We start from the raw sequence: 19,966 nt of genomic DNA, 5'->3' as shown, positions 1-19,966 counted from the left end.
CCACCGCCCCGCAAAAGGAGAACACGCCGATGACCGGCACCTCCCGCACCGCTGACGACCTGTTCCTCACCGAGCTTTCCGCCACGCTGACCGGACGCGGCTGGAACACCGACCCGGTCGTGACCCGCGAGCTGCTGGGCCCGGCCCCCGAAGACGGCCCGAGCCCGCGCCTGGCTAAGTTCTCCCATCCCGAGGACGATCTGCGCGTCGCGATCCGCGCCTGGCCCGGCCCGGTGATCGCCGACCTGTGCGGGACGGGCTGGCGGGCGGACCTGACCGCCGCAGGAAGCATCGCCGCTGCGCTGGCCGCCATCGACGCCGCCCACGCCTTCAGCCAGCACCCCGAGGCCGGCGAGCAGAACCGCCCCGTGCAGCAGCTGCTCCACGAAGCCGGATGGACCACCAGCCTGGACGCCCACACCGCCTACGGCGACGAGCTCACCTGGTACAGCCCCGACGGCACCCGCCGCCTGCGCAGCAGCCTGGAACACCCGCCCGCCCGCGGATGGATCCTCGCCTGCGCCCCGGACTTCACCGAGAACCAGACCTGGACCGGCAACGACAGCACGCCCGCCGCCGTCATCGCCGCCCTGGCCCTGACCTAACCACCTCCACGAAAGACAGGCCACTGCCATGCATCCCGAACACCCCGCCGACCCTCTCGGCCGCGCGCTTGCCGAATACGGCTGGACCATCAGCAGCACCGACCACCCCGCCCAGGTCTTCGACCCCGAGGCGAGGATCTGGAACAGCCCCGACACGCAGCTGATGCTGTCCGCGCACGGCGAACGCGACGGACGCCACATGATCACCCTGTATGCGCCGCGCGCTCCGCAGGAGACCGAGGACCCGCTGTGGCAGGTCGGCGGCGGACCGGTGCCCGTGGCGACCGCGCTGGCCATGGCCCGCGCCGCCCTGACCGCTCCGGCAGAGCAAGACCACGCCGCCGCGCTGACGGCGACCGGATGGACGCTGGCCCCCGAGCACGTGCTGTCGGTCTCGATCGCGGGCTTGGAGTCCTGGATCGGCCCGGCCGTCGACGACGAACCGACCGGTTTCTGGGCCGCTTTCCGGTTCCCGATGCCCACCGACGAGCTGTCGACCTGGACGGTCAAAGGCGCGCACGGCGGCACCGAGTGCTCTCTGATCGCCACCGCCGCCACCCCGGGCGAGGTGATCGCCGCCGCCGCGCACCACGCCGCACACTGAGCGACCGCGACCGGTCAGCTCGATCACAGACAACGAACCCGCACCGAACACCACCGCCACCACAGCAACTTTGGGAGCCCCGATGACCATCGATCACCTCATGACCGCCGAGCAGCTGCTGAACCTGTCGAAGGAGACCTTCGAGGAAGCGAAAGACAAGGCCGTCTACGTTGCGGCCCTCACCACCGCCGAGTCCCGGGGCGGGAGCTGGCCGGACTTCCGCGGGGACCTCGACCAGACCGACGCCGCCGAGGCGGTGGCCTGGATCGCCGGCCAGGCGGCAGCCAAGGGCGCATTCGGCTACCACCTGGACCTCATCGCCACCATCAGCGACGCCCCCGGGCAGCTCACCGCCGGATTCCAGCTCACTCGGGTCGATGAGCCGACGCTGAACACCGGACAGGTCCCGCTGAAAGACCTCTACCTGCCCGGCACCGTCGGCGCCCACGCCGCCTGGGAGGTCATCTGCCGGATCAAGCACCACCTGACCGCCGCCGAATCCCGCGACACCGACGCCTGACGGAGCAACGACATGCCCACCACGCCCGCCCCGGCCTCGGTCTACCACCCGACCGTCGACCGCATCCTGATCCGCCACCTCAAGACGCCCGCCGCGCTGGCCCGGCTGCGCGACGACGCCGAGGCCCCCGAGACCGACCTGCTGTCCCGCCTGCTGCACCTGGCGGCACTACGGCTGGCCGAGCGCGACCTCCAGCTCACCCGCACCATCCGGCACACCCAGACCGATCTGGAAGCCGCCGCCACCCAGCTGGCCGACGGCCGCTGCGCCGAGCAGGTGCTGACCGGACGCGGCGACCAGCTTGCGATCCTCGCCCACCGCCACCGCGACGCCCTGGACCACCTCGAGCCCCTCGCCCGGCTGTGGGCCACAGGCCGCACCGATACCGGCGAACCCGCCCGCTGACCCACCCCGCACGACAAGCACGACTCGCGCCGCCGCCACGGCCGCGCCTACCGCCCCGCCCGCGCGGCGCCTTCCCGAAAACCATCCCGCAGGACAAGCGGCGATGCCCCCATGCCCGACACACCCCGAACCCACGAGGAGACGCGCGATGGCCGAGTTCAGCCAAAGCGAGACCACCACCACCCGCCGACGGTTCACCCTCGGCACCCCGACGTCGTACGTCGAGCTGTACAAGATGCTCTACGCCGCCGAAGCCGACTTCAAGCGGTTCCACAGCCTGCCCGACCAGGCCAGCGAGATGGACGTCCACCTGACGGTCGGCGTCGGCGACGACGAGGTCGTCGTGTTCTTCGACTACGCGGGCACCGCGCGAGTGCAGGCCCAGTCTTGAGCGCCGCGCCGCTGACCTACCGGGGTCTTACCGTCCCGTACACCACGCAGTGGAGCTCAGAGGCGGTGACGCTGACCGGGAACCCGGACCTGGCGCTGCGCGAGCCGCCCGGCGGCGGAAAGCCGTACCTGGCCTACCGCGACGAGACCCCCGGCGCCGAGGTCCGGCCGCACGGGGTGCTGTGGGGGCGGATGCCCAACACCCCCGGGATCGGCGAGCCGCTGTTCCTCGGGATGAGCATCCCCCGCCAGAAGGAGGTGATGGAGCGCGCGGGCTGCGGCGTGTGCGGCGGCATCGGCGAGGTCTGGATGGCCCCGGAGATGATCTGGGAGGAGCACCTCGCCGACCACGGCCCCGGAACCGAGTATGAGACCTCTGATCCTCCGGTCTGCCGGACCTGCATCCCGCTGGCCATGGCGCAGTGCCCCAACCTGCGGCATCACGGCTTCGTATTCCTGGCGGTCCGCAAGTGGTCGATATCCGGGGTCCGGGGCTACCTCGCCGACCCGCACACCCGCCACGTCGACGACCAGGATACCGACGTGCCGCTGCACGGCGCGGTCGGCTACGACCCGGATCGGCTGCGCCTGACCCTGGCCAAGGGCCTGCTGGCCACGCTGCGCGGGATCAGCGCCCACACCGACCCGGACCGCGTCGCGGGCCTCGGGCGATGGCGCCGCGACCAGCCGCCCGGCCGAGGCCGCGCCGCGCGCATCCCGGCCCCGCGCCGGGGCGACTGACCGCGCGCCGCCGACACACCGACCCCGATCGCACGGCGGCGCGCCATGCCGCGCCGCGCAGACCCGAAAGCCAGAACCATGACCGAACCCCGATTCGACCGCGCCGCCGTCGCCAGCGTCGTCCGCGCGATGGAGCACTACGACACTGCCTGGCACAAAGAGCTGGCCGAGTACCTGACCGCGGACGGCGACGTCGACGAGCGCCGGCAAGGCGAGTACGAGCGCGCCAAAGACGACCACGCCTGGCCGGTCCTTGAAAGCCTGCCGGACTGGATCGCCCTGCTGAAAGCGGCGCTCGGCGCGGAGACGGCCCCCGAGGCGGCCCCGGAAACCGGGTCCGCGCCGTGAGCGCCGCCGTTCTCGAGGCGCCGCCGGACGAGGAGCTGTGGCTGCCGCCCGCCTACCGCCAGGTGCGACCGCAGACCGGGCTGACCAGCACGCATCTGCTGGCTGGCGGCGGAGGCGACACGTTGGGGCTGTGGGAGGCCGGGTTCCTGCCGCTGTACGGCGGAAACCACGAGGCCGTCTGTATCGAGTCGCTGATCGCGAACTGGGCGGGGCTGGGAACCGAGCACGAGCTGGCCGACATCGCCCACCTGGCCATGTCCGACCTACCGTCCTCGGATGTGCTGTGGGCGTCGGTGATCTGCACCGAGGTTAGCCCGGCCGGGCGGCGTTCCCGTTACGGCGGCCCGATGGGCGTGGACCGGTACGGCAGGCCGCTGGGGAACCGCAAGTTCCGCCGCACCCGCGCCACCGCGCTGGACGTGATGCGGGCGGCCGAGTACCACCGGTATCGCGCGATCGTGGTGGAGAACGTCATCGACTTCGTCACCCGCTGGGAGCTGTTCGGCTGGTGGGTGATGGGCATGTGCCTGCTCGGCTACCGGTTCCAGCTGGTGTCGGTGTCCGCGGCGCACGTCGGCGACGAGCACAACCCGGCCGCCAACCAGCTGCGGGACCGTATCTACGCTGTGTTCACCAGGCTCGACGTGCCGATTCCGGACCTGTCGCCGCGCCCGGCCTCCTGGTGCCCGACCTGCCGCAGGACGGTGCGCGGCGAGCAGCGCTGGCGCCGCGCCGCCTCCCGCCGCCCGTATCCGGTCGGGCGTCACGGCCACTCCTATGACTACGTGTGCCCCTCGCTGTGCGGGAGCATCGTGCGCCCGCACGTCAGGCCGGCGGCCGAGGCCTTCGACCTGGACGACCTCGGCGAGCCCCTCGCGGCCAAGTCCGGTCCGCGCAAGCCCTCCACGACGCTACGGCTGGAGGCGGCGCTGCGCTACCTCACCACGGATGCCACCCGCCGCCACGGCGCGCGCTGCCTGCGCCCGGACGGCGGACGCCGCCTGGCGGTGATGGAGTACCGCAACCACTGCGACGCCGCATCCGGGTGGGAGCCGCTGACCACGGTCTCCGCCCAGGGCTACCACCACGCGATCGTGGCGGCCCCCGAAGACTGGGAACCCGGCGCGCCGCTGAGCATCCACGATCTGACCTACCGCATGATCACCTCGCGCGAGCAGGCCAGAACCCAGAGATTCCCCGACGAGTACATCCTGTGCGGCACTGCTGCCGACGTGCGGCTTCAGGCCGGGAACGCGGTCCCGGTGAACGTGGCCCGGTGGATCGGCGAGCGCCTCGCCGACGTCCTTCTCTGACCTTTCCACGCCCTTGACTCGGCCGGGATCGGCTTGGCCGAGCCATACCCACAATGTAAGGAGTTTGTCATGACACTGCTGACACCGGGGTTCCTGGCGATGAGCAGCCTGGAAGTACACCAAACCGCGGAGGAGCACTGGCGCCGCCACGGGACCACCCCGATCAAGGTGGTGCTGTTCGCCGCCGACGGCGTTCCCCATCTGGTCGACTTCGAGCAGGGCATCGGCCAGGACGCCGCCGGAGAGGCGGTCCGCGCGCACGCCGAGCGGGTCGGCGCGGTCGCCGTGGTCCTCACCGCGATCGCGCGCGTCGCCGAGGTCGAGGTCGACCTGACGCCCAGGGAACCGGACGCAGGACCACAGCCGGACCAGGCGACGCCCGCCGCACGGCTGGTCGGCGACTTCGGTCGGGCGGTGGTGACGCTCGCCATCTGGCCCGGACGCGACCTGACCAAGGCGCTGCGCAGCACCATCCTCACCAGCCTTGACGGCCCCGACGTGCTGCTGTCGGCGCGCGAGGGCGCGCCCGCCGACCCTGACGACTTCGCAGGGCTGATCACCTGGCTGACCGGCCTGCTTCCGAAGCGCACGCCGGAGGCGGGGTCGTGACGCTCGACCGCCACCGGGCCGCGGACCTCGAACCAGCCCCGCTCAAGCCCGCGCCGCCGCCATCCACCCGCACCAGATCAGGACGGACCTCACGATGACCATCAGCCGCGAACGGCTCCACCAGGCGACCTGCGCCCTGCACGACGCCGCCGAACAGGCCCATCGCACCGACGGCATCGCCACCATGGCCGCGCTGTTCGTGCCGCCGGAAGGACCCGCCCACTTCTACTATTTCCCCGAAGGGCTCCCGGCCGCCGAGGTTCTCGCGGCGATCGTGCGCGACAGCGGAGCCGCCGGGATCGCGGTGACCGGCGAGGTCTGGGAATCCGAGCCCGGTATCCCCGGCACGATCCTGGTCGACATGGCGTTCGACGACATGCCGCTGCCCGCGAACGACCCGAACGCCACCGAAGCCATCTTCACCACCGCCGCCGGGCTCGGCGACGACGGCCCGATCAAACTGCTGCGCCGCACCCGCATCGACCGCACCGGGAACGGCCTGCACGAGGCGGTCGACCTGAAGACCGGCATCCGCGACGACGGACTGGCCGCCCTGCTGGCTGTGGCGCTCGCCGCCGGCAATACGCCTGCGAACGCCCCAACCGGAAACGCCGCCGCACCCGGCGAGCAGCACCACTGCCCCAGCTGCGGCGTGTGCCGAGGCCACCTGCACACCGACGCGTGCGACATCGGCTGGTGCGCAGCGACCGGACGTCAGCGCGACGCGCGCTGCACCGTGACGCGCGGCTGCCGCACCGACCCGCGACTGGACTGCCGCACCGTGTGGACCGGGCTGCACCCCGGCATCGCCGAGTGCCGCGACTTCGGCTGGTTCGCCGTGCCCGGCCCCGACGGCTGGACTCCGGCGGCCCCCGGAACACCCGGCGCGACCGAAGACCTCAACCGACTGATCGCCGAGGCGGTCTGGGACCCACACGCCCAGCGCTACCAGGCGCCGGGCGACACCTCGCCGCCCGACCCCGGCCTCCCGCCCGGCGGAGACCGCATCGGGGAAGGTGGCTGACATGCCGATCACCGCCGAACAGCTCGAAGGGATCGCCACCGGGTTCCACGGGATCGCCGAGCAGCACTTCACCGCCAACGGCCGAGTCGTCCCGGCCCTGTGGTTCATCCCGGACGCCGGGACCGCACGCCTGGTGGAGATGCCGCAGGGCGTCATCGACCGCGAGCAGACCGCACAGATCGCCCGCACCGACCGCCCCTCGGCGATCCTGCTCGCCGGCGAGTCCTGGATGGGATCGGTGACCATCCCGGTCGAGGCCGCCAAAAAGCTCCCGATCGACGACATCCCCCGGCCCTCCCAGCAGCCGGATCGGCGCGAGGTCATCAGCACGTTCGGCGTCGGCCGCGCCCACGACGGCAGCTCGCTGCACGTCATGCGCGCCACGCTGATCCTGCGCACCGTCTTCGGAACTCAGCTGGTGCCATTCGACCTCAATCCCGACGCCGAACGCGAAGACGACTACGCCGCCTTCCTCGCCAGCCTGCTGCCCGGCCCCGCGCAGCCGAAGCGCCGCCGCTGAGCGGCTCCGACCGACGGCCACCGCCCTCGTGGTCGGTGGCCGTCGGCCGACGCGCTTCTCCGGCGCGTGGAGCCGCGCAGCAGGAACTCGCCAGCCTCCGACGGGGCGAGGCCGTCACCCGTTCGGCCTCCGGGCCTGAACCGCAGCGCAGGACGCCATCGCCGCTCGCTGCCGCCTCGACGCGGCCCCCGAAACCGGCGAGGCCGAGAACCCGTCCGGACGGCATTAATCGTAGGAAATGGATCTTTCGGGTTAGCGTGTTGACTATGGCCGTTGGCACCACTCCCGCGTCAGCGCGCAAACGAGCGCGCGACAAAGCCGCCTCGCTGTACGACGCCGATGACGCCGAGCGCCGCCGTATCGAGACCGAGCGCCGCAAGCGAGTGCTGGACAGCGTGGCCGAGATCGCCGCGAACGACGCCGAGATCGCCCAGCTGACGACGAAGATCCAGGAGTTGCACGCCGACAGCGGTCGGCGCCTGGCGGCCATCATCGCGGAGGGCGTGAGTGAGCAGCGGGCCGCCGCGATGACCGAACGCGAGCCGCGCGACGTGAAGAGCGCCGTGAAGGCTGCAGCGTCCGCCCCTTCCCCCGTCGCGCCCGCGAAGGTGGCGAAGAGGCCAGCTGCGACCAAGGCAGCGGGCACCGAGCCGGCAGCGGCCTGATCGGCGACGAGCCCCCTCTCCGGGAGTCAGGATGACCGCCGCGGACGACGCCGTACGGGAATCCGAGTCCGAGTTCCTGGACGCCGTGATCCGGCTGCGCGCCGAGCACGGAGAGCCCAACCCGCTGTCCGACGGGCAGCGCGCGGGGAACATCGCCGTGGCAAGGACGCTCGCGAGGAGGTACGGCGACGCCAGCCCCGGCGCCGACGCCCTCAGCTACGTGATCATGTACTCGATAGCCGAGCAGACCGACGGCCTCACCGATGCCGAAGGCTTCGCCAAGCGATACCTCTCCCTGGTGAAGACCTACTTCCCCGAGGGATGAGAGCACCCTCTACCGCCGCGCCCGGCCCCGTCCGCGGCGAGGCGGATCGGCCGGAGCAGCTTGAGGACTTCCCGGCACGATAGGCCCCGGTACGCTCCGCGCGATCGAAAGTTTGTACGATCGAAGCATGGGCGGGTTCAGCGGCGACCACGACGGGCTCACCATCGCGCGCCTGTCCGGGCACATGTCCCTTGTGCTGCACCGCCGCTGGCCGCACGACGCGGCTGTGGCCTCGGTGCGGGCCCTGACCGGCGACCGCGCGGACCTGCTCGCGCAGTGGGCGGGACTCCTTCTTGGTTCCCACGATCCGCACCGCGCCGACTGGCCGGAGGTGACGGCCCAGATCGGGCTGCTCGTCGACGCTGGCGCACAGCTCGACGCGATACCCGGATGGGCCCGCATCGGGCGCGTGCGGCAGGGGTCCTGGGCTGATCGGCACTGGCCGCCGATCCCGGACCTCGCCGACGTCCTCGGCGGGACGGTCGCGCAAGTCCGGCACGATCCCGGCGACGACGGTCACCGCGACGGGTGGCGGCACCTCGTCGTGCATCCGCTGCCGCACTTCCGGCACGGCCAGGACCCGTATCCGGCGCTGGCGCGGGCCTTCGGCCGCGTCCTCCCGGAAGGCATTGGCTTCGACGACCGGCGCAACGCCCGCGACGAGCACCGCCTGGTGTTCGGGCTGCGGTGCCGCGACGCTGCTGAGCGCCTGGAGCTGCTTCGGCAGCGGATCACACCACTGCCGCCGCCGGGCGCGACGACGACGCTGACCTGAAGGCGCACGGCACGCGCTCCCGGGGGCTCAGTGTGACGAAGACCCTTAGTTGGCGGTGATGAAGATCGCCAATTGGCGATGCCGATCATGCCGTCGAGCGGTGTGAATGCTCGTGGCGCTGTCTCGCGTTGTCGGACACTGCCGACTGCTGCCTCGGGGCCGGTGACATCGGTGTCATGCGACAAACGCAGAGTCGTCGAGCGACTACGCTTCATCCGAGCCCTACGAATGGAGGATTCGATGGCCCGGCCAGGACTTGCCACTCGTGACGATCTGCTGCGCTGGCCGAGTATCGTCGCGGCCGGGGAGTTCCCGCGCCTCATTCGGCGGCTGATCTTGGAGACTGTCCCGGATGCAGTCCGGCTAGGTTTCCCTGCAGGATCGGGAACTTCGGCGGGCAGCTGGGACGGTTCGGTTCGTGCCGTAGCCGGCAATACGTTCGTCCCCGCCGGCCTGTCTGTGTGGGAGTTATCGGTCGGGCAGAGCGGCATCGCCGCCAAGGCGGACGGCGACTACGAGAAGCGGACCAGCACGCCCGACGGCTCGCCCGTCTCCGATGCCGTATATATCGAGGCAATGCTCCGGCCGTGGCCCGACCGCCGGACGTGGGCGGCAGGGAAGCGCGGCGATCGGCGGTGGAAAGATGTAATCGGCTACGGCGTCGATGACATCGAGGAGTGGCTCGAATCAGCCCCCGTTACGCATTCGTGGGTATCGGAAATGCTCAACCTCGCGCCGCACGGATACCGGGCCGTCGAGACGTGGTGGCGAGGCTGGGCAGGTGCGACCACCCCAGTACTGCCGACAGGCGCAGTGCTCGCGGGCCGAGACCGAGCCGTCCAGGCGCTGGAGGACCGACTGGAGGGCACTCCCTCCATCACCACAATCAGGGGCGTTAGCCTGGATGAGGTCCTCGCGTTCATCGCCGCGGTGTTGGAGAGGCAAGCGAGCGCAGGCGACTCCCGGTGGCTGTCGCGCGCGGCTTTCGTCGACCAGGTGACGAGTTGGCGCGCGTTGGCGGAGCGACCTGGACCGCTGATCTTGGTGCCGACGACCGCCGACGTCGCCGCCGAGGCGGCCCGTGGGGCTGCCCACCACGTCCTAATCCCGGTGACCGCAGCCGCCGACATTGACCTGCCGCCCATCGACTCGCGCACCGCGGCCGTTGCCTTGCGGGCTGAAGGGCTCGGCGAGGGGTCCGCTGAGCAGGCGGGCCGCTTGGCTCGGACAAGTCTGCTCGCGATGCGCCGCAGCCTGGCGAGCAGGCCCGAACTTCACACGCCCTCATGGGCATCGGGCCCGTCGCGCACGCTGCGTGGTCTGCTGCTGGCCGGGCGCTGGAGCCAGACTCACGACACAGACCGAGCCGCTATTTCTGATCTGACCGGCGAGGATTACGACACGCTCCGCGAAACTGTCGCAGGGCTGAACCGCGCGAGCGACCCGTTCGTCACCCAGATCGGCTCGATCTGGATGCTGACCAACATGCACGATGCGTGGATCCATTTGTGCGAGACCGTCCGCCAAGACGACCTGGACCGGCTCGAGCCCGTGCTGCGAAGGGCACTCTTGGAACGGGACCCGGCGCTCGACTTGAGCCCGGATGACCGATGGTCCGCCGGCGCCGTCGGCAAGTCGCCGACGCACTCCGCCGACCTGCGCCGCGGTCTTGCAACGACACTGGCAGCTCTCGGAGTCCACGGACAGGTGATCGACACCGGTCACGGGACCAATGGCGCTCAGTGGGCGGCCCGCTTCGTCGGCGACCTGCTGCGGGAAGCCAACGCAGATACGACCGGAGACACATGGAACTCGCTGGCCGGGCTACTGCCGCTGCTGGCTGAGGCGGCGCCCGACGCCTTCTTGGATGGGCTGCGAAATGCGAGCCAGGGTGCCGTCCCGGTGATCTCCACGATGTTTACCGACAGCACGACGACTTCGGTTACCAGGGAGCTCTCGCGCCACCACCACCTGCTCTGGGCGTTGGAAACGCTTGCCTGGTCTCCAGACCACTTCGGCCGCGTGGTCCTGCAACTTGCGCGGCTAGCGGAGATCGATCCTGGCGGGTCTCTGTCCAGTCGCCCGTTCAACTCGCTGGTCACGGTCTTGTGTCTGGAGTACCCCGAGACCACGGTGCCCGTTGCGGGACGGATGGCGGTCATCGAGAGGCTACGAGACCGCCATCCCGACGTCGCATGGCGGCTGATGCTCACGCTGCTCCCGTCCCAGTTCGACTTGCACGGCCCGACACCGAACCCTGAGTTCCGCGACTGGAAGCCACAGGAACCCGTCGCGGTGACCGCAGATGAATGGCTGGACTGTGTTCGGACGCTCGTCAACTGGCTCATCCTCGACGCCGGCGACAACGTACGACGATGGCAGCAGGTCCTCGACGTCTTCCCGTTCCTGCCGAAAAGCGATCGCCAGCGCCTGCGGGAGGCGATGGCGACGCGGGTCGGTGATGGAACACTTAGCGATGACGGGCGGGCTGATTTGTGGGAATCCCTACGGGAGCTCATCACTCACCACCGCTCGCGCGCCGGCAAGCCGGGATCGTTGCCAGTCGATGAGGTGGACGCACTCCAGGACATCGAACGGGCCCTCGCCCCCTCCGATCCGGTCCAACGGCACCGGTGGCTGTTCGCGACGCAGATGCCGGAACTAGCTGAACACCGCCGGTTCGGCGACCCTGCATACGACTCCGCCGTGCAGGACAAGCGGATCGCGGCGATCACTGAGATTGAAGAGCGCGGAATCGACGCAGTGCGGGAGGTCGCGGCGACCGCCGCCGACGCGAGGACAGTCGGCGTGTGCCTGGCCGAGGTGGCAGGCGACAAGTACCGTTCCGAACTCGTCGCCATGATCCCGGCGGACCCGGCCGGCACGGCGTTGATCGAGGGCTGGCTCTCACGGCAGTTCCAAAAGGATGGTTGGACCTGGTTGGACGGGCTCCTCGCTGAGGAACTCACGCCGGAGCAGGCGGCAGTGGCGTTGTTGGCGTCGCGGGACTACCCGAAGGCGTGGGAGGTCGCCGAAGCCCACGGGACGCCGGTCGCGGAGGCGTTCTGGAAGTATTTCTCGATCAACGGCCTGGGGCGGGACTTTGGCCACGTCGGCGAGGCAGCGAGCCAGTTGGCGCAGGCCGGGCGCGTAGCCGCGGCACTGAAGCTCGTCGTCATCTACCTGGACGACCTTGGCGACACCTCTGCAGATCTGCTCATTCGCCTTCTCGGCCAGTTCGCCGACACCTACCAATCGGACCCTGAGACAGGGCTGGTCGGCGAGTACGACTTCCGGGCGCTCTTCGAATACCTGCACCTGCACACCGATCCACAGCGCAGCACCGAAATCGGCCAGCTGGAATGGGTCTTTCTCTCCGGTCTGGGATTCCAGCCGCCCGCCGGCCGCCTTCGCGAAGCGCTGGCCGCCGAGCCGGAGCTCTTCGTGCAGATCATGTCGTCCACCTGGCGAGCAACGGATGCGCAGGAGAACGACGAAGACAGCCAGGGCGAGGGCGCCGAGCCGGAAGACGAAACGCTCACCAAGGAGCAGGTACAGCAGGCGACGAACGGATACGCACTCCTGACGTCCATTGATCGACTCCCCGGGATCGGCCCGGACGGGCGAGTTGATCCTGCGGCCCTCCAGCAGTGGGTAGCCCGGGTCCTCGAACTCGCTACCGCGTCTGGCCGACGAAGAATCGCCGAGATGCTGGTCGGGCAGATGCTGGCGAGCGCGCCAGCCGACGACGACGGCACCTGGCCATGTCAGCCGGTACGAGACCTGCTCGAAGAGCTACAGAGCGAGCGAGTCGAGCGGAGTCTCGCCGCACAGCTCTATAACGACCGCGGAATGACCTCGCGCGATCCGGAGGACGGCGGCAGGCAGGAACGAGCGCTGGCTGAGAGGTATCTGGCGCAGGCCACGACGTTCTCTGACAGTTGGCCCCAGACCGCGGTAGTTCTAAGAAGGGTCGCCTCCATGTACGAAACTGATGCGCACGAGCACGATGACAGGGCCGAACGATTCCGCCAAGGGCAGCAAACATGATCCACCCGGGCCTTCCGGGGAGCCCGGAAGACCCGATTTCGCTCCGATTTGCGGCCCATCACGTAATTGTCGCTTCAGGCACGTTCGACAAGTGAGTCAAGGCTGGCGAGCCGGTGATCTCCTCGTTCGTCCGCACCTGCCGTCCCTCCCGTGCAGTGCCCCAACTTGCACTGCACACACCTGGAATCGCCGCACCAGCCGTAGTGAAATGGCGAAGCCCCGGTGCGCTCAAGAACATAAAGTAGTTCTACCGTCACAGCCGCGAGGGGTTGTGGACCTAGACAAGACCGAGGTGAGCTTGTGGCGCCGCTCGACGTTGATTTCGAAGCCCGTCTGGCCGCCTTCGCCTCGTCGAAGTTCACCAAGCTACGCACCGGCCAGCGGCTGGTCCTGCAAGAGTATGCCGCCACCCATACAGCGACACGCGATCTCGCAGTGGAAATGCCCACCGGCGACGGCAAGACGCTGGTGGCCCTCCTCGTTGCCGATCTTGCGCTCGACGAGGGCAAGTCGGTCGCTTACCTGGCGGGTACACGCCAGCTCGCCGCTCATGTGCAGCGAGAAGCGGATGCCCTGGGGCTCGACACCGTCCGATTTTCCGGCGGTCAGTACGGCGGGCAAGCGCTGGACGACTACCACCAGGCACAGGCCATAGCCGTGATGAACTACTGGGTCTACTTCAATGGCAAGCCGGTACCTCAGCCTGCCGACCTGGTGATCTTCGATGATGCCCACCTCGCCGAGCAGCCTTTGACCGGCATGTATACGCTGCGGATTCCGAACGATGACGGAGAAGGAGGCGCCCTCTACGAGGCGCTCTGCGATCTGGTCCTTGCGCATACCGACAGCTATTCGAGTTTGCGGGCGATGCGCGACGGAACCGCACTTCCGGGGACAGTGCCGGAACTGATCGCGTTCAACGACTGGGCGGCCATCGCCAACGTCGCGGCCGGGGTGATCCAGTCGTCGCCTTTCACTAGCGGGAAGGAGGCGACGTACGCGTGGAAGCAAGTACGTGACCGCTTGCCGCGATGCGGCGTGCTGGTTGGGCCCTCGACACTCGAGATTCGCCCGTATCATCCGCCCACATCGTTGAACCCGTGGTACAGCAAGGCCAAGCAGCGGCTGTACCTTTCAGCCACCCTCGGCACGATGGACGACCTTCAGCGGCGCATCGGCGGCAAGCAGATCGCCCGTCTTCAAACCGCTGAGCCCACGCCAGCAGCCAGCACTGGGCGCCGACGCCTCGTCTTGAACCCAAGTTCCGCGAGGAGCCTGGATCCAGAAGTATTTGACTTTGCCCTCAGTCAGGTCCCGGCTGCCGGAGGTCGGACAGCGTGGCTGTGTGCGAGCCATAACGAAGCCGACGCGATTGAATCCCGCCTGCGTGGCCTCGGAGGGGCGGTCTTTAGCCTGCGAGGCGGCAGAGACGAGGTTCTCGAGGCATGGCGGGCCGCTCCGTCAGGGCATCTGGTCACTGCCGGCCGATACGACGGGCTCGACCTAGCCGAGGACCTGTGCCGTCTGGTCGTCTTGCCGACTGTCCCGCAGGCGAGCAGTGAGTTCGAGCGATTTGCGGTTGCGTATCTCGGAGATGCCTCCTTCATGCGCCACCGTGTCGGTCAGCGGATCACTCAGGCACTCGGCCGTGCCAACCGCACGCCAACCGATCGAGCGCTCTATTTGGCCCTTGACCCAGCCTTTGCGCACTTGCTTGCCGACCCGATCGTAAGACGCTCAATCACCCCGGACGCTGAGCCTGTCGTGCGGGAAGCACTCGCTCGCCATGGCGAGGGATGGGCCGGAGCCCGTGCCGCCTGCGAGGAGTTCTGGGATCCGCAGTCGGACTCGTCGGCGGACGACGGCGGGACCGGCGCCGGGCCGCGCAAACGTCGTCCAGGACGTGCGGCAGGCGGCGCGGCCGAAGTGCATAGCGCGGACAATGAAACCACTGCGTCCGCCGAACTATGGCTGGGCGGGCACAGCGCTGCCGCCAACGCGGCCAAGGCGGCGGCAGCAGAACTCGCGGCTGCAGGCGAGAGCGAAAACGCCGCCTTCTGGCGGTACATCGAGGCCCATGCCCACTTTGATCGCGGACGGCCGCAGGACCTCGCGCAGGCTCACGGCGCACTGCGTGAGGCGATCGCCGCTGGTCCGCACACAGCGTGGTTCCGCCGTCTTGCACGCACTGCCGACGAACTAGACGGCCGAAAGCCCACGACGCAACCGGGCCTGGACGATCTGTTCCTCGTATGGGACGAGTGGGTCCGTGAGAGCGGCGCGTCTGCCATCGAGAGGCAGTTGAACGCGGCACGGGCACTGATGACCGGGAACCACGACCAGCAGTGCGAGGCGCTCGTCGCCCTCGCCCGGTTGTGCGGCGTCCACGGGAATCGGCCGCCCAAGACGGAGCAGAGTGCAACGGACTGTAGGTGGCTGTGGACGGTGCCCAAGGGCGGCGAACGTCGCGTCTGGGAGGTCAAGACTGGACGTCCTGAGAAGATCCCGCGTGGTGATGTAAACCAGTTGCTTGGTCAGATTGAGGTGGAACGTAAGCGTGCCCCAAAGACGCATGTGACAGGCTGCCTGCTCAGCCCAGTACTGGAAGTGGAGGAGGCCGCTGCCGAAGCGTCACGAGACAGCATTACGCTGCTTCACCACGGTGCTGCTGTGCAGCTCTTCGATTTGCTGGCGGACCGTTTCCGCAGATATGTGGCGCTGTGGGAAGACGGGCGCGGCGAGGCGCGTGGGAGCGCCCGTATCGGCGTCGAGCCGTTACTGCCAACCCATGGCTGGCTCGAGCGGCTGCTCGCACCATCCAATGGAAGAATCGTCATCGCAGCTAACATTGCTGAGCTTTTCGGTCACAGCTGACCGGACGAATAGTCACGTTGAGGCGGCCCGCCTCGAGTAACTATCAAGGCACCCAGCCGGGAGTGCTTTCAAGGAGCCACCAACTATCGGCCCTCATGATGGCCACCCATCGGCCTTCGTAACACTCAGGCGTCGGCGGGCACGACCTGGATGCCGATCCGGTCGGCCTTGCCGGTGAAGGCGACCGGCGGCGCGCCATGCTGCAGGCCGAGCGTGACCGCTGTGGCCGTCGCCTCGGCGAGCGCGGCCAGCGCCGAGCCGTGCTTGCCGACCCGCAGGTCGACTGCGACGATCCCGGCGTCGCCGGCGGTGGACACGGTGAGGGTTCCAGGCTCGCGATCGGCGCCGACCAGCACGTCGTACGTGGTCGAGGTCGCCTGCTGCGGAATACCCGCGAGCAGTCGCAGATCACCGATGTTGTGCGTGGACGCCACGTCAGCCCCTACATATATTCGATCGCCTGGAGGGTCGAGGCTACCGGCCGGGTCCGACAAGGCGCGGGAGCGACGCGACGGCTGCTCGGCACGCCCGCCTTCGTCCGGCGGGCCGCGAACGGAACGCACGCCGGGCCCGGATCGCCGAACGGACATACCTCCGCCATGATCGGATACGTGACGGTGCTACGGGCGACAGCGAGGTTCTACCCCGAGGGGCTGACCGGGCCGCTGCCCAATCCGTACCCGGAGATGATGATCGGGGACCCGAAGGCCGGGACGGTTTTCCGGTGCGTCCTGCACTTGGACGATGCCGAGGCGATCGAGCCGGGCGCCTGCGGGCCGGCGCGCGTGGACCTGCTGTGGAACCTGGTGCCGGACTGGCCCGAGCCGTGGCTGCTGTGGCACGGCCGCATCATCGGGGAGCTGACCGGGCTGGCCCCCGAGGACCCGCCGTCGGCCGCGTCGCAGTCCTGACGGCGCGGGCGGCACCGTGGCCGGCATCGGATACCGTCACCGGAATGGACGCCGCCCGCCGAGGACTCGCCCGCACCGTTTCCCTGATCGAGCCGTCGGACGAGATCGAGGCGGACCACCGCGCGGCGGTCCTGGAGTGGATCGGCAGCGGCGCGCCGCTGTACCGGACCCGGCCCCCGGACGAGCCGGACCGGCACCTGGTGTCGTACTTCGTACCCTACGACGCGGCCAGCGGCGCGCTGATGATGGTCGCGCACCGCAAAGCGGGCCTGGACCTGCCGCCCGGCGGGCATTGCGAGCCCGGTGAATCGCCATGGACGACGGTCGCCCGCGAATGCGTCGAGGAGCTGGGCGTCGCGGCGGTCCCGGTGCCGTGGGCGGGCACCGCTGTAGGATCCGAAAATCCCTGAGCAACGTCCGCCGATCATGAGCACTAGCCGAGCAATGTCCGGTGACCATGAGCAATCGGCTCGGGCATCGCCGGCAAGTGCGCCGACGACGACCGCCGCAGCACGACCAACGGCACGAAGATCCAGCTGCGGGACTGCAACGGCAGCGCGGCCCAGCAGTTCACCGTCAAGCCCGACGGCAGCCTCGGGATCATGGGCAAATGCATGGACGTCACCAGCAGCGGCACCGCCGACGGCACGAAGGTCCAGCTCTACGAGTGCAAGGGCACCGGCGCGCAGAAGTGGACGCAGCCGTCGTGACGTCATCGGTGAGCTGAGACTCCCGACAGCCACAAGGACCCCGGGCCGGCGCGGCCCGGGGTCCTCCGCGCCTACGCGGGCGCCGCGGTCACGTGAGGTTGATCATATACAGGTGGTTCTCGTGCAGCAGGTCGTTGCCCTCGAAGTAGACGACGTCGTCGGCGACGACCGGGCTGGACCGGATGGGTGCGCCGGTCAGTATCTCCCGGCCCGTGCCGTCGGTCTTGACCCGCCACGGCAGGCAGTCCGTGCCCTGGTGATACACCCAGCCGCCGGCCACGAACGGAGTCGCCAGGGTACGGCACTCGCCGAGCTGCTGGGAGACCTTGCCGTCGAAGGGGATCCGGTAGAGGCCGTTGTTCGTGCCCTGGAAGTAGACAGCGCCGTCGCTCACGAACGGCGACGACAGCAACTCGCCGTCACCGACGCGCGTGCCGGTCGTCTCGCCGATGCGCACCTTGTACAGGTAGTAGTTCGTACCCTGATAGAAGATGTATCCTCCGCCGACGGCCGGCGGTGACAGCAGTTTGTTGTTGGCGATGCGCTCGCCTTCGGTATCGCCGATGCGCAGCTTGTACAGATAGTTGTCCGTACCCCGGTAGTAGAGGTAGCCGTCGCTGTAAACCGGCGATCCCATCAGCTTGATCTCGCCGATGCTGCCGCCGCTCGTGCCGTCGGTCGTCACCTGGTACAGGCGGTAGTTCGTGCCCTGATAGTAAATGACTTTGCCGACGACGCACGGCGTCGCCGACGTCTGTTCCTTGTCGAACCTGACGGCCGGCTTGCCGTCGGTCTTGACCCGGTAGATGTAGCTGTCCGTGCCCTGGTAGTAGATGACGCCCTCGGAGACCGCCACCGGGGAGAAGATCTTGTCCTGTCCGTTGACCCACCAGATGGGTGCGCCGAGATGACGCGGAGTCCAGGTGCACATGTCGTACCAGTTGCGGCCCATGATGCAGAACTCGTGGGGGCCGTCGCAGTTGTCGCAGTTGTCGTTGGGCATGTGGTAGTAGCCGTGACTCCCCCCGCACCGGCACAGGGACTCGCGGTACTCGTCCGGCGCGCCGAAGATGTGGCACGTCTCGTGCGCGAAGACCCGGTCGATCCCGTACGGCGTCCAGGGGCCGTTCGAGTACTGCATGACCGTCTCCGGCCAGCCCGGCTCCGCGTAGGCGAAATTCAGGGCGGGGTAGTGCATGAAGAAGGCTACGTACGCGCCGTCCGTGCTGTGCTTCTTCCGCAACGACTCCGCGAACTCACCGACGCCTTCCTTCCCCTCCTTCTGCTTCATCTCCTTCATCGCCGGATTGCGCCACACCGCCTCCTTCTCCCTGTCCGGGGCCGACGGGTCGGCGGGTGTCGTGATGGTGGGGGTGTAGACGTCCACGATGTACCGCACCCGCTTCAGCTGCCACATCCAGCCCAACCAGGACAGGCCGGTCTGGGTCTCCGCCAGCACGCGGGCCTTCTGGTCGTCGCTGAAGGCCAGATCGTCGGGCCCGCTGACCATCACCAGCCCGATGGCGACCGATCCGCGCAGCCGGTGGTTCATCTCGGCCACGGCGGTGAGGTCCACCCCTCCCGGCGGGTCGGGTGGCAGGAAGTCCGGATGATCCCAGGCGGCCCCCATTCCGGGCCGTTCGTCCTTGGTCCGCCGGTATTCCTCAGAGTGGTTGAGCCAGTAGCCCTCGAGGGCGAGGCGCTCAGCAGGATCCAGCGAGTGCCAGGTCGCCGCGTCCACGTCGCCGTGCCGCCGGCCGGCGGCGACCAGGCTGCCGTGCGCGATGGCGCGCACCTCGTCGGCGTCGTCTTCCGGGACGGTGGCTATGACGACGCGGCCGTAGTGTTGCAACACCGCGATCCGGTCGTGGGGGTGGAGTTCGCCGCCCGCCGGGAGCACGAACGCGATGTCGGCCCACTCCTGATTCACATGTCCATGGGTGATCACGCGCTTCACGATCACCCATGGACCGCCGTCGAAATATAGGGGCTAACACCGAGCCGAGATTGAATCAATGTTCTGGTAAAGCCCGCGTGCGCCCCGGCCGGGCCCCAACCTCACGGGACGGAACATCCAGGCCTTCCGCGTCTCCGGCAGGAACCGCGCGACGATCCCCGGCACGCCGGGTGCCGCCGCGGTGATCTCGAAGTTCCCGTCGCGGCCGGCGAAGTCGGTGGACGGCCGGGAGAGCTGGCCGGACAGCGCCACGCCGGTCATGTCACCGGCGAATACTGTGACGGTCTGCGTGCCGGTCGCGTCGAAGCTGCCCCAGGTGAAGGGGCCGTCGGTCGGCGGCGCGGTGAAGACGACGAGGGCCCCGCCGAGCGGCCGGCCGACCTGGTCGGCGATCGGAGCCGCCAACGGGACGAGCGGGTGTCCCCCGGATCGTGGGATCATCTGCGGCGAGCAGCCCTGGCCCGCGGCCACGACGGCGACCGGCGAAGCCGCGTGGGTGACCCGGGCACGCTGCGGCTGCGCCGTTCGCGATGGGCCCGGACGCCACCCCGCGGCCCGCGCTAGGGCTGTCGACTGCCGTTCACCAGGTCGCCTGGCCCTTCACGGAGGTGAAGGCCGGG

The 19,966-nt window shown here is 69.1% G+C and carries 23 protein-coding genes; 19 read left to right on the top strand and 4 right to left on the bottom strand.

Annotation, left to right across the window (positions count from 1 at the left end):
• Window positions 1-29 precede the first annotated feature (29 nt).
• The 16 genes from CACI_RS20095 to CACI_RS20020 all read left to right on the top strand — a co-directional run bounded on the left by CACI_RS20095 (window position 30) and on the right by CACI_RS20020 (window position 15,768).
• Entirely contained in the window at window positions 30-605 is a 576-nt protein-coding gene (locus CACI_RS20095; protein WP_015792659.1) for a hypothetical protein, read from the top strand.
• Window positions 606-633: 28 nt separating this feature from the next.
• On the top strand, window positions 634-1,209 hold the full coding sequence (locus tag CACI_RS51305; protein WP_015792658.1) for a hypothetical protein: 576 nt from the start codon (window positions 634-636) through the stop codon (window positions 1,207-1,209).
• 82 nt (window positions 1,210-1,291) lie between these two features.
• Entirely contained in the window at window positions 1,292-1,729 is a 438-nt protein-coding gene (locus tag CACI_RS20085; RefSeq protein WP_015792657.1) for a hypothetical protein, read from the top strand.
• 12 nt (window positions 1,730-1,741) lie between these two features.
• Window positions 1,742-2,134 carry a hypothetical protein gene (locus CACI_RS20080; RefSeq protein ID WP_015792656.1) on the top strand — a complete coding sequence of 131 codons (393 nt, stop codon included), beginning with the start codon at window positions 1,742-1,744 and terminating at the stop codon, window positions 2,132-2,134.
• 148 nt (window positions 2,135-2,282) lie between these two features.
• The gene (locus CACI_RS20075; protein ID WP_015792655.1) at window positions 2,283-2,525 is read left to right on the top strand and encodes a hypothetical protein; all 243 of its coding nucleotides are present in this window, start codon (window positions 2,283-2,285) and stop codon (window positions 2,523-2,525) included.
• Window positions 2,522-3,265 carry a hypothetical protein gene (locus CACI_RS20070; RefSeq protein ID WP_015792654.1) on the top strand — a complete coding sequence of 248 codons (744 nt, stop codon included), beginning with the start codon at window positions 2,522-2,524 and terminating at the stop codon, window positions 3,263-3,265. The genes CACI_RS20075 and CACI_RS20070 overlap by 4 nt, the downstream gene beginning before the upstream one ends.
• A gap of 78 nt (window positions 3,266-3,343) precedes the next feature.
• Window positions 3,344-3,613, top strand: a complete 270-nt coding sequence (locus tag CACI_RS49185; RefSeq protein WP_041540362.1) for a hypothetical protein — start codon at window positions 3,344-3,346, stop codon at window positions 3,611-3,613.
• Window positions 3,610-4,926, top strand: coding sequence for a DNA cytosine methyltransferase (locus CACI_RS20060; protein WP_015792652.1), 1,317 nt, complete (start codon window positions 3,610-3,612; stop codon window positions 4,924-4,926). The genes CACI_RS49185 and CACI_RS20060 overlap by 4 nt, the downstream gene beginning before the upstream one ends.
• 69 nt (window positions 4,927-4,995) lie before the next feature.
• A complete protein-coding gene (locus tag CACI_RS20055; RefSeq protein WP_015792651.1) occupies window positions 4,996-5,535 on the top strand; it encodes a hypothetical protein in 540 nt (179 codons plus the stop codon).
• A 94-nt stretch (window positions 5,536-5,629) separates the two neighbouring features.
• A complete protein-coding gene (locus tag CACI_RS20050) occupies window positions 5,630-6,559 on the top strand; it encodes a hypothetical protein (RefSeq protein ID WP_015792650.1) in 930 nt (309 codons plus the stop codon).
• A gap of 1 nt (window position 6,560) precedes the next feature.
• Complete coding sequence (locus CACI_RS20045) at window positions 6,561-7,079, top strand: hypothetical protein (RefSeq protein WP_015792649.1); 519 nt, start codon at window positions 6,561-6,563, stop codon at window positions 7,077-7,079.
• A gap of 266 nt (window positions 7,080-7,345) precedes the next feature.
• Window positions 7,346-7,744: a hypothetical protein gene (locus tag CACI_RS20040; protein WP_015792648.1), complete on the top strand. Its 399-nt coding sequence runs from the start codon at window positions 7,346-7,348 to the stop codon at window positions 7,742-7,744.
• A gap of 31 nt (window positions 7,745-7,775) precedes the next feature.
• Entirely contained in the window at window positions 7,776-8,069 is a 294-nt protein-coding gene (locus CACI_RS20035; protein WP_015792647.1) for a hypothetical protein, read from the top strand.
• A 127-nt stretch (window positions 8,070-8,196) separates the two neighbouring features.
• Window positions 8,197-8,844, top strand: coding sequence for a hypothetical protein (locus CACI_RS20030; RefSeq protein WP_015792646.1), 648 nt, complete (start codon window positions 8,197-8,199; stop codon window positions 8,842-8,844).
• Window positions 8,845-9,084: 240 nt separating this feature from the next.
• Window positions 9,085-12,894, top strand: coding sequence for a hypothetical protein (locus CACI_RS20025; protein WP_015792645.1), 3,810 nt, complete (start codon window positions 9,085-9,087; stop codon window positions 12,892-12,894).
• 300 nt (window positions 12,895-13,194) lie between these two features.
• A complete protein-coding gene (locus tag CACI_RS20020; RefSeq protein ID WP_015792644.1) occupies window positions 13,195-15,768 on the top strand; it encodes a DEAD/DEAH box helicase in 2,574 nt (857 codons plus the stop codon).
• A gap of 125 nt (window positions 15,769-15,893) precedes the next feature.
• Here the strand turns inward: CACI_RS20020 and CACI_RS20015 are convergent, their stop codons facing one another.
• On the bottom strand, window positions 15,894-16,202 hold the full coding sequence (locus tag CACI_RS20015) for a hypothetical protein (protein ID WP_041540361.1): 309 nt from the start codon (window positions 16,200-16,202) through the stop codon (window positions 15,894-15,896).
• A gap of 177 nt (window positions 16,203-16,379) precedes the next feature.
• On the opposite strand from CACI_RS20015, the gene CACI_RS20010 reads away from it, so the two are divergent.
• The gene (locus tag CACI_RS20010; protein WP_143765331.1) at window positions 16,380-16,679 is read left to right on the top strand and encodes a hypothetical protein; all 300 of its coding nucleotides are present in this window, start codon (window positions 16,380-16,382) and stop codon (window positions 16,677-16,679) included.
• A 44-nt stretch (window positions 16,680-16,723) separates the two neighbouring features.
• Window positions 16,724-17,089 (top strand): NUDIX domain-containing protein, encoded by a 366-nt coding sequence (locus CACI_RS20005; protein WP_049871652.1) that lies wholly within the window; start codon window positions 16,724-16,726, stop codon window positions 17,087-17,089.
• A 23-nt stretch (window positions 17,090-17,112) separates the two neighbouring features.
• On the opposite strand, the gene CACI_RS52560 is transcribed toward CACI_RS20005, so the two are convergent.
• Window positions 17,113-17,283 carry a hypothetical protein gene (locus CACI_RS52560; protein WP_223297359.1) on the bottom strand — a complete coding sequence of 57 codons (171 nt, stop codon included), beginning with the start codon at window positions 17,281-17,283 and terminating at the stop codon, window positions 17,113-17,115.
• On the opposite strand from CACI_RS52560, the gene CACI_RS48085 reads away from it, so the two are divergent.
• The gene (locus CACI_RS48085) at window positions 17,210-17,389 is read left to right on the top strand and encodes a ricin-type beta-trefoil lectin domain protein (protein ID WP_223297656.1); all 180 of its coding nucleotides are present in this window, start codon (window positions 17,210-17,212) and stop codon (window positions 17,387-17,389) included. The two genes, CACI_RS52560 and CACI_RS48085, sit on opposite strands and share 74 nt — an antisense overlap.
• Window positions 17,390-17,477: 88 nt before the next feature.
• Here the strand turns inward: CACI_RS48085 and CACI_RS45835 are convergent, their stop codons facing one another.
• Window positions 17,478-19,337, bottom strand: a complete 1,860-nt coding sequence (locus CACI_RS45835; protein WP_143765330.1) for a DUF5050 domain-containing protein — start codon at window positions 19,335-19,337, stop codon at window positions 17,478-17,480.
• Window positions 19,338-19,379: 42 nt separating this feature from the next.
• Entirely contained in the window at window positions 19,380-19,787 is a 408-nt protein-coding gene (locus CACI_RS19990; RefSeq protein ID WP_015792641.1) for a hypothetical protein, read from the bottom strand.
• Window positions 19,788-19,966: the final 179 nt, after the last annotated feature.

Source organism: Catenulispora acidiphila DSM 44928 (genome assembly GCF_000024025.1).
GTDB classification, from domain to species: Bacteria; Actinomycetota; Actinomycetes; order Streptomycetales; family Catenulisporaceae; genus Catenulispora; species Catenulispora acidiphila.
The sequence above is the reverse complement of the archived record's forward strand: the minus strand, read 5'-3'. Positions and strand labels throughout refer to the sequence as shown.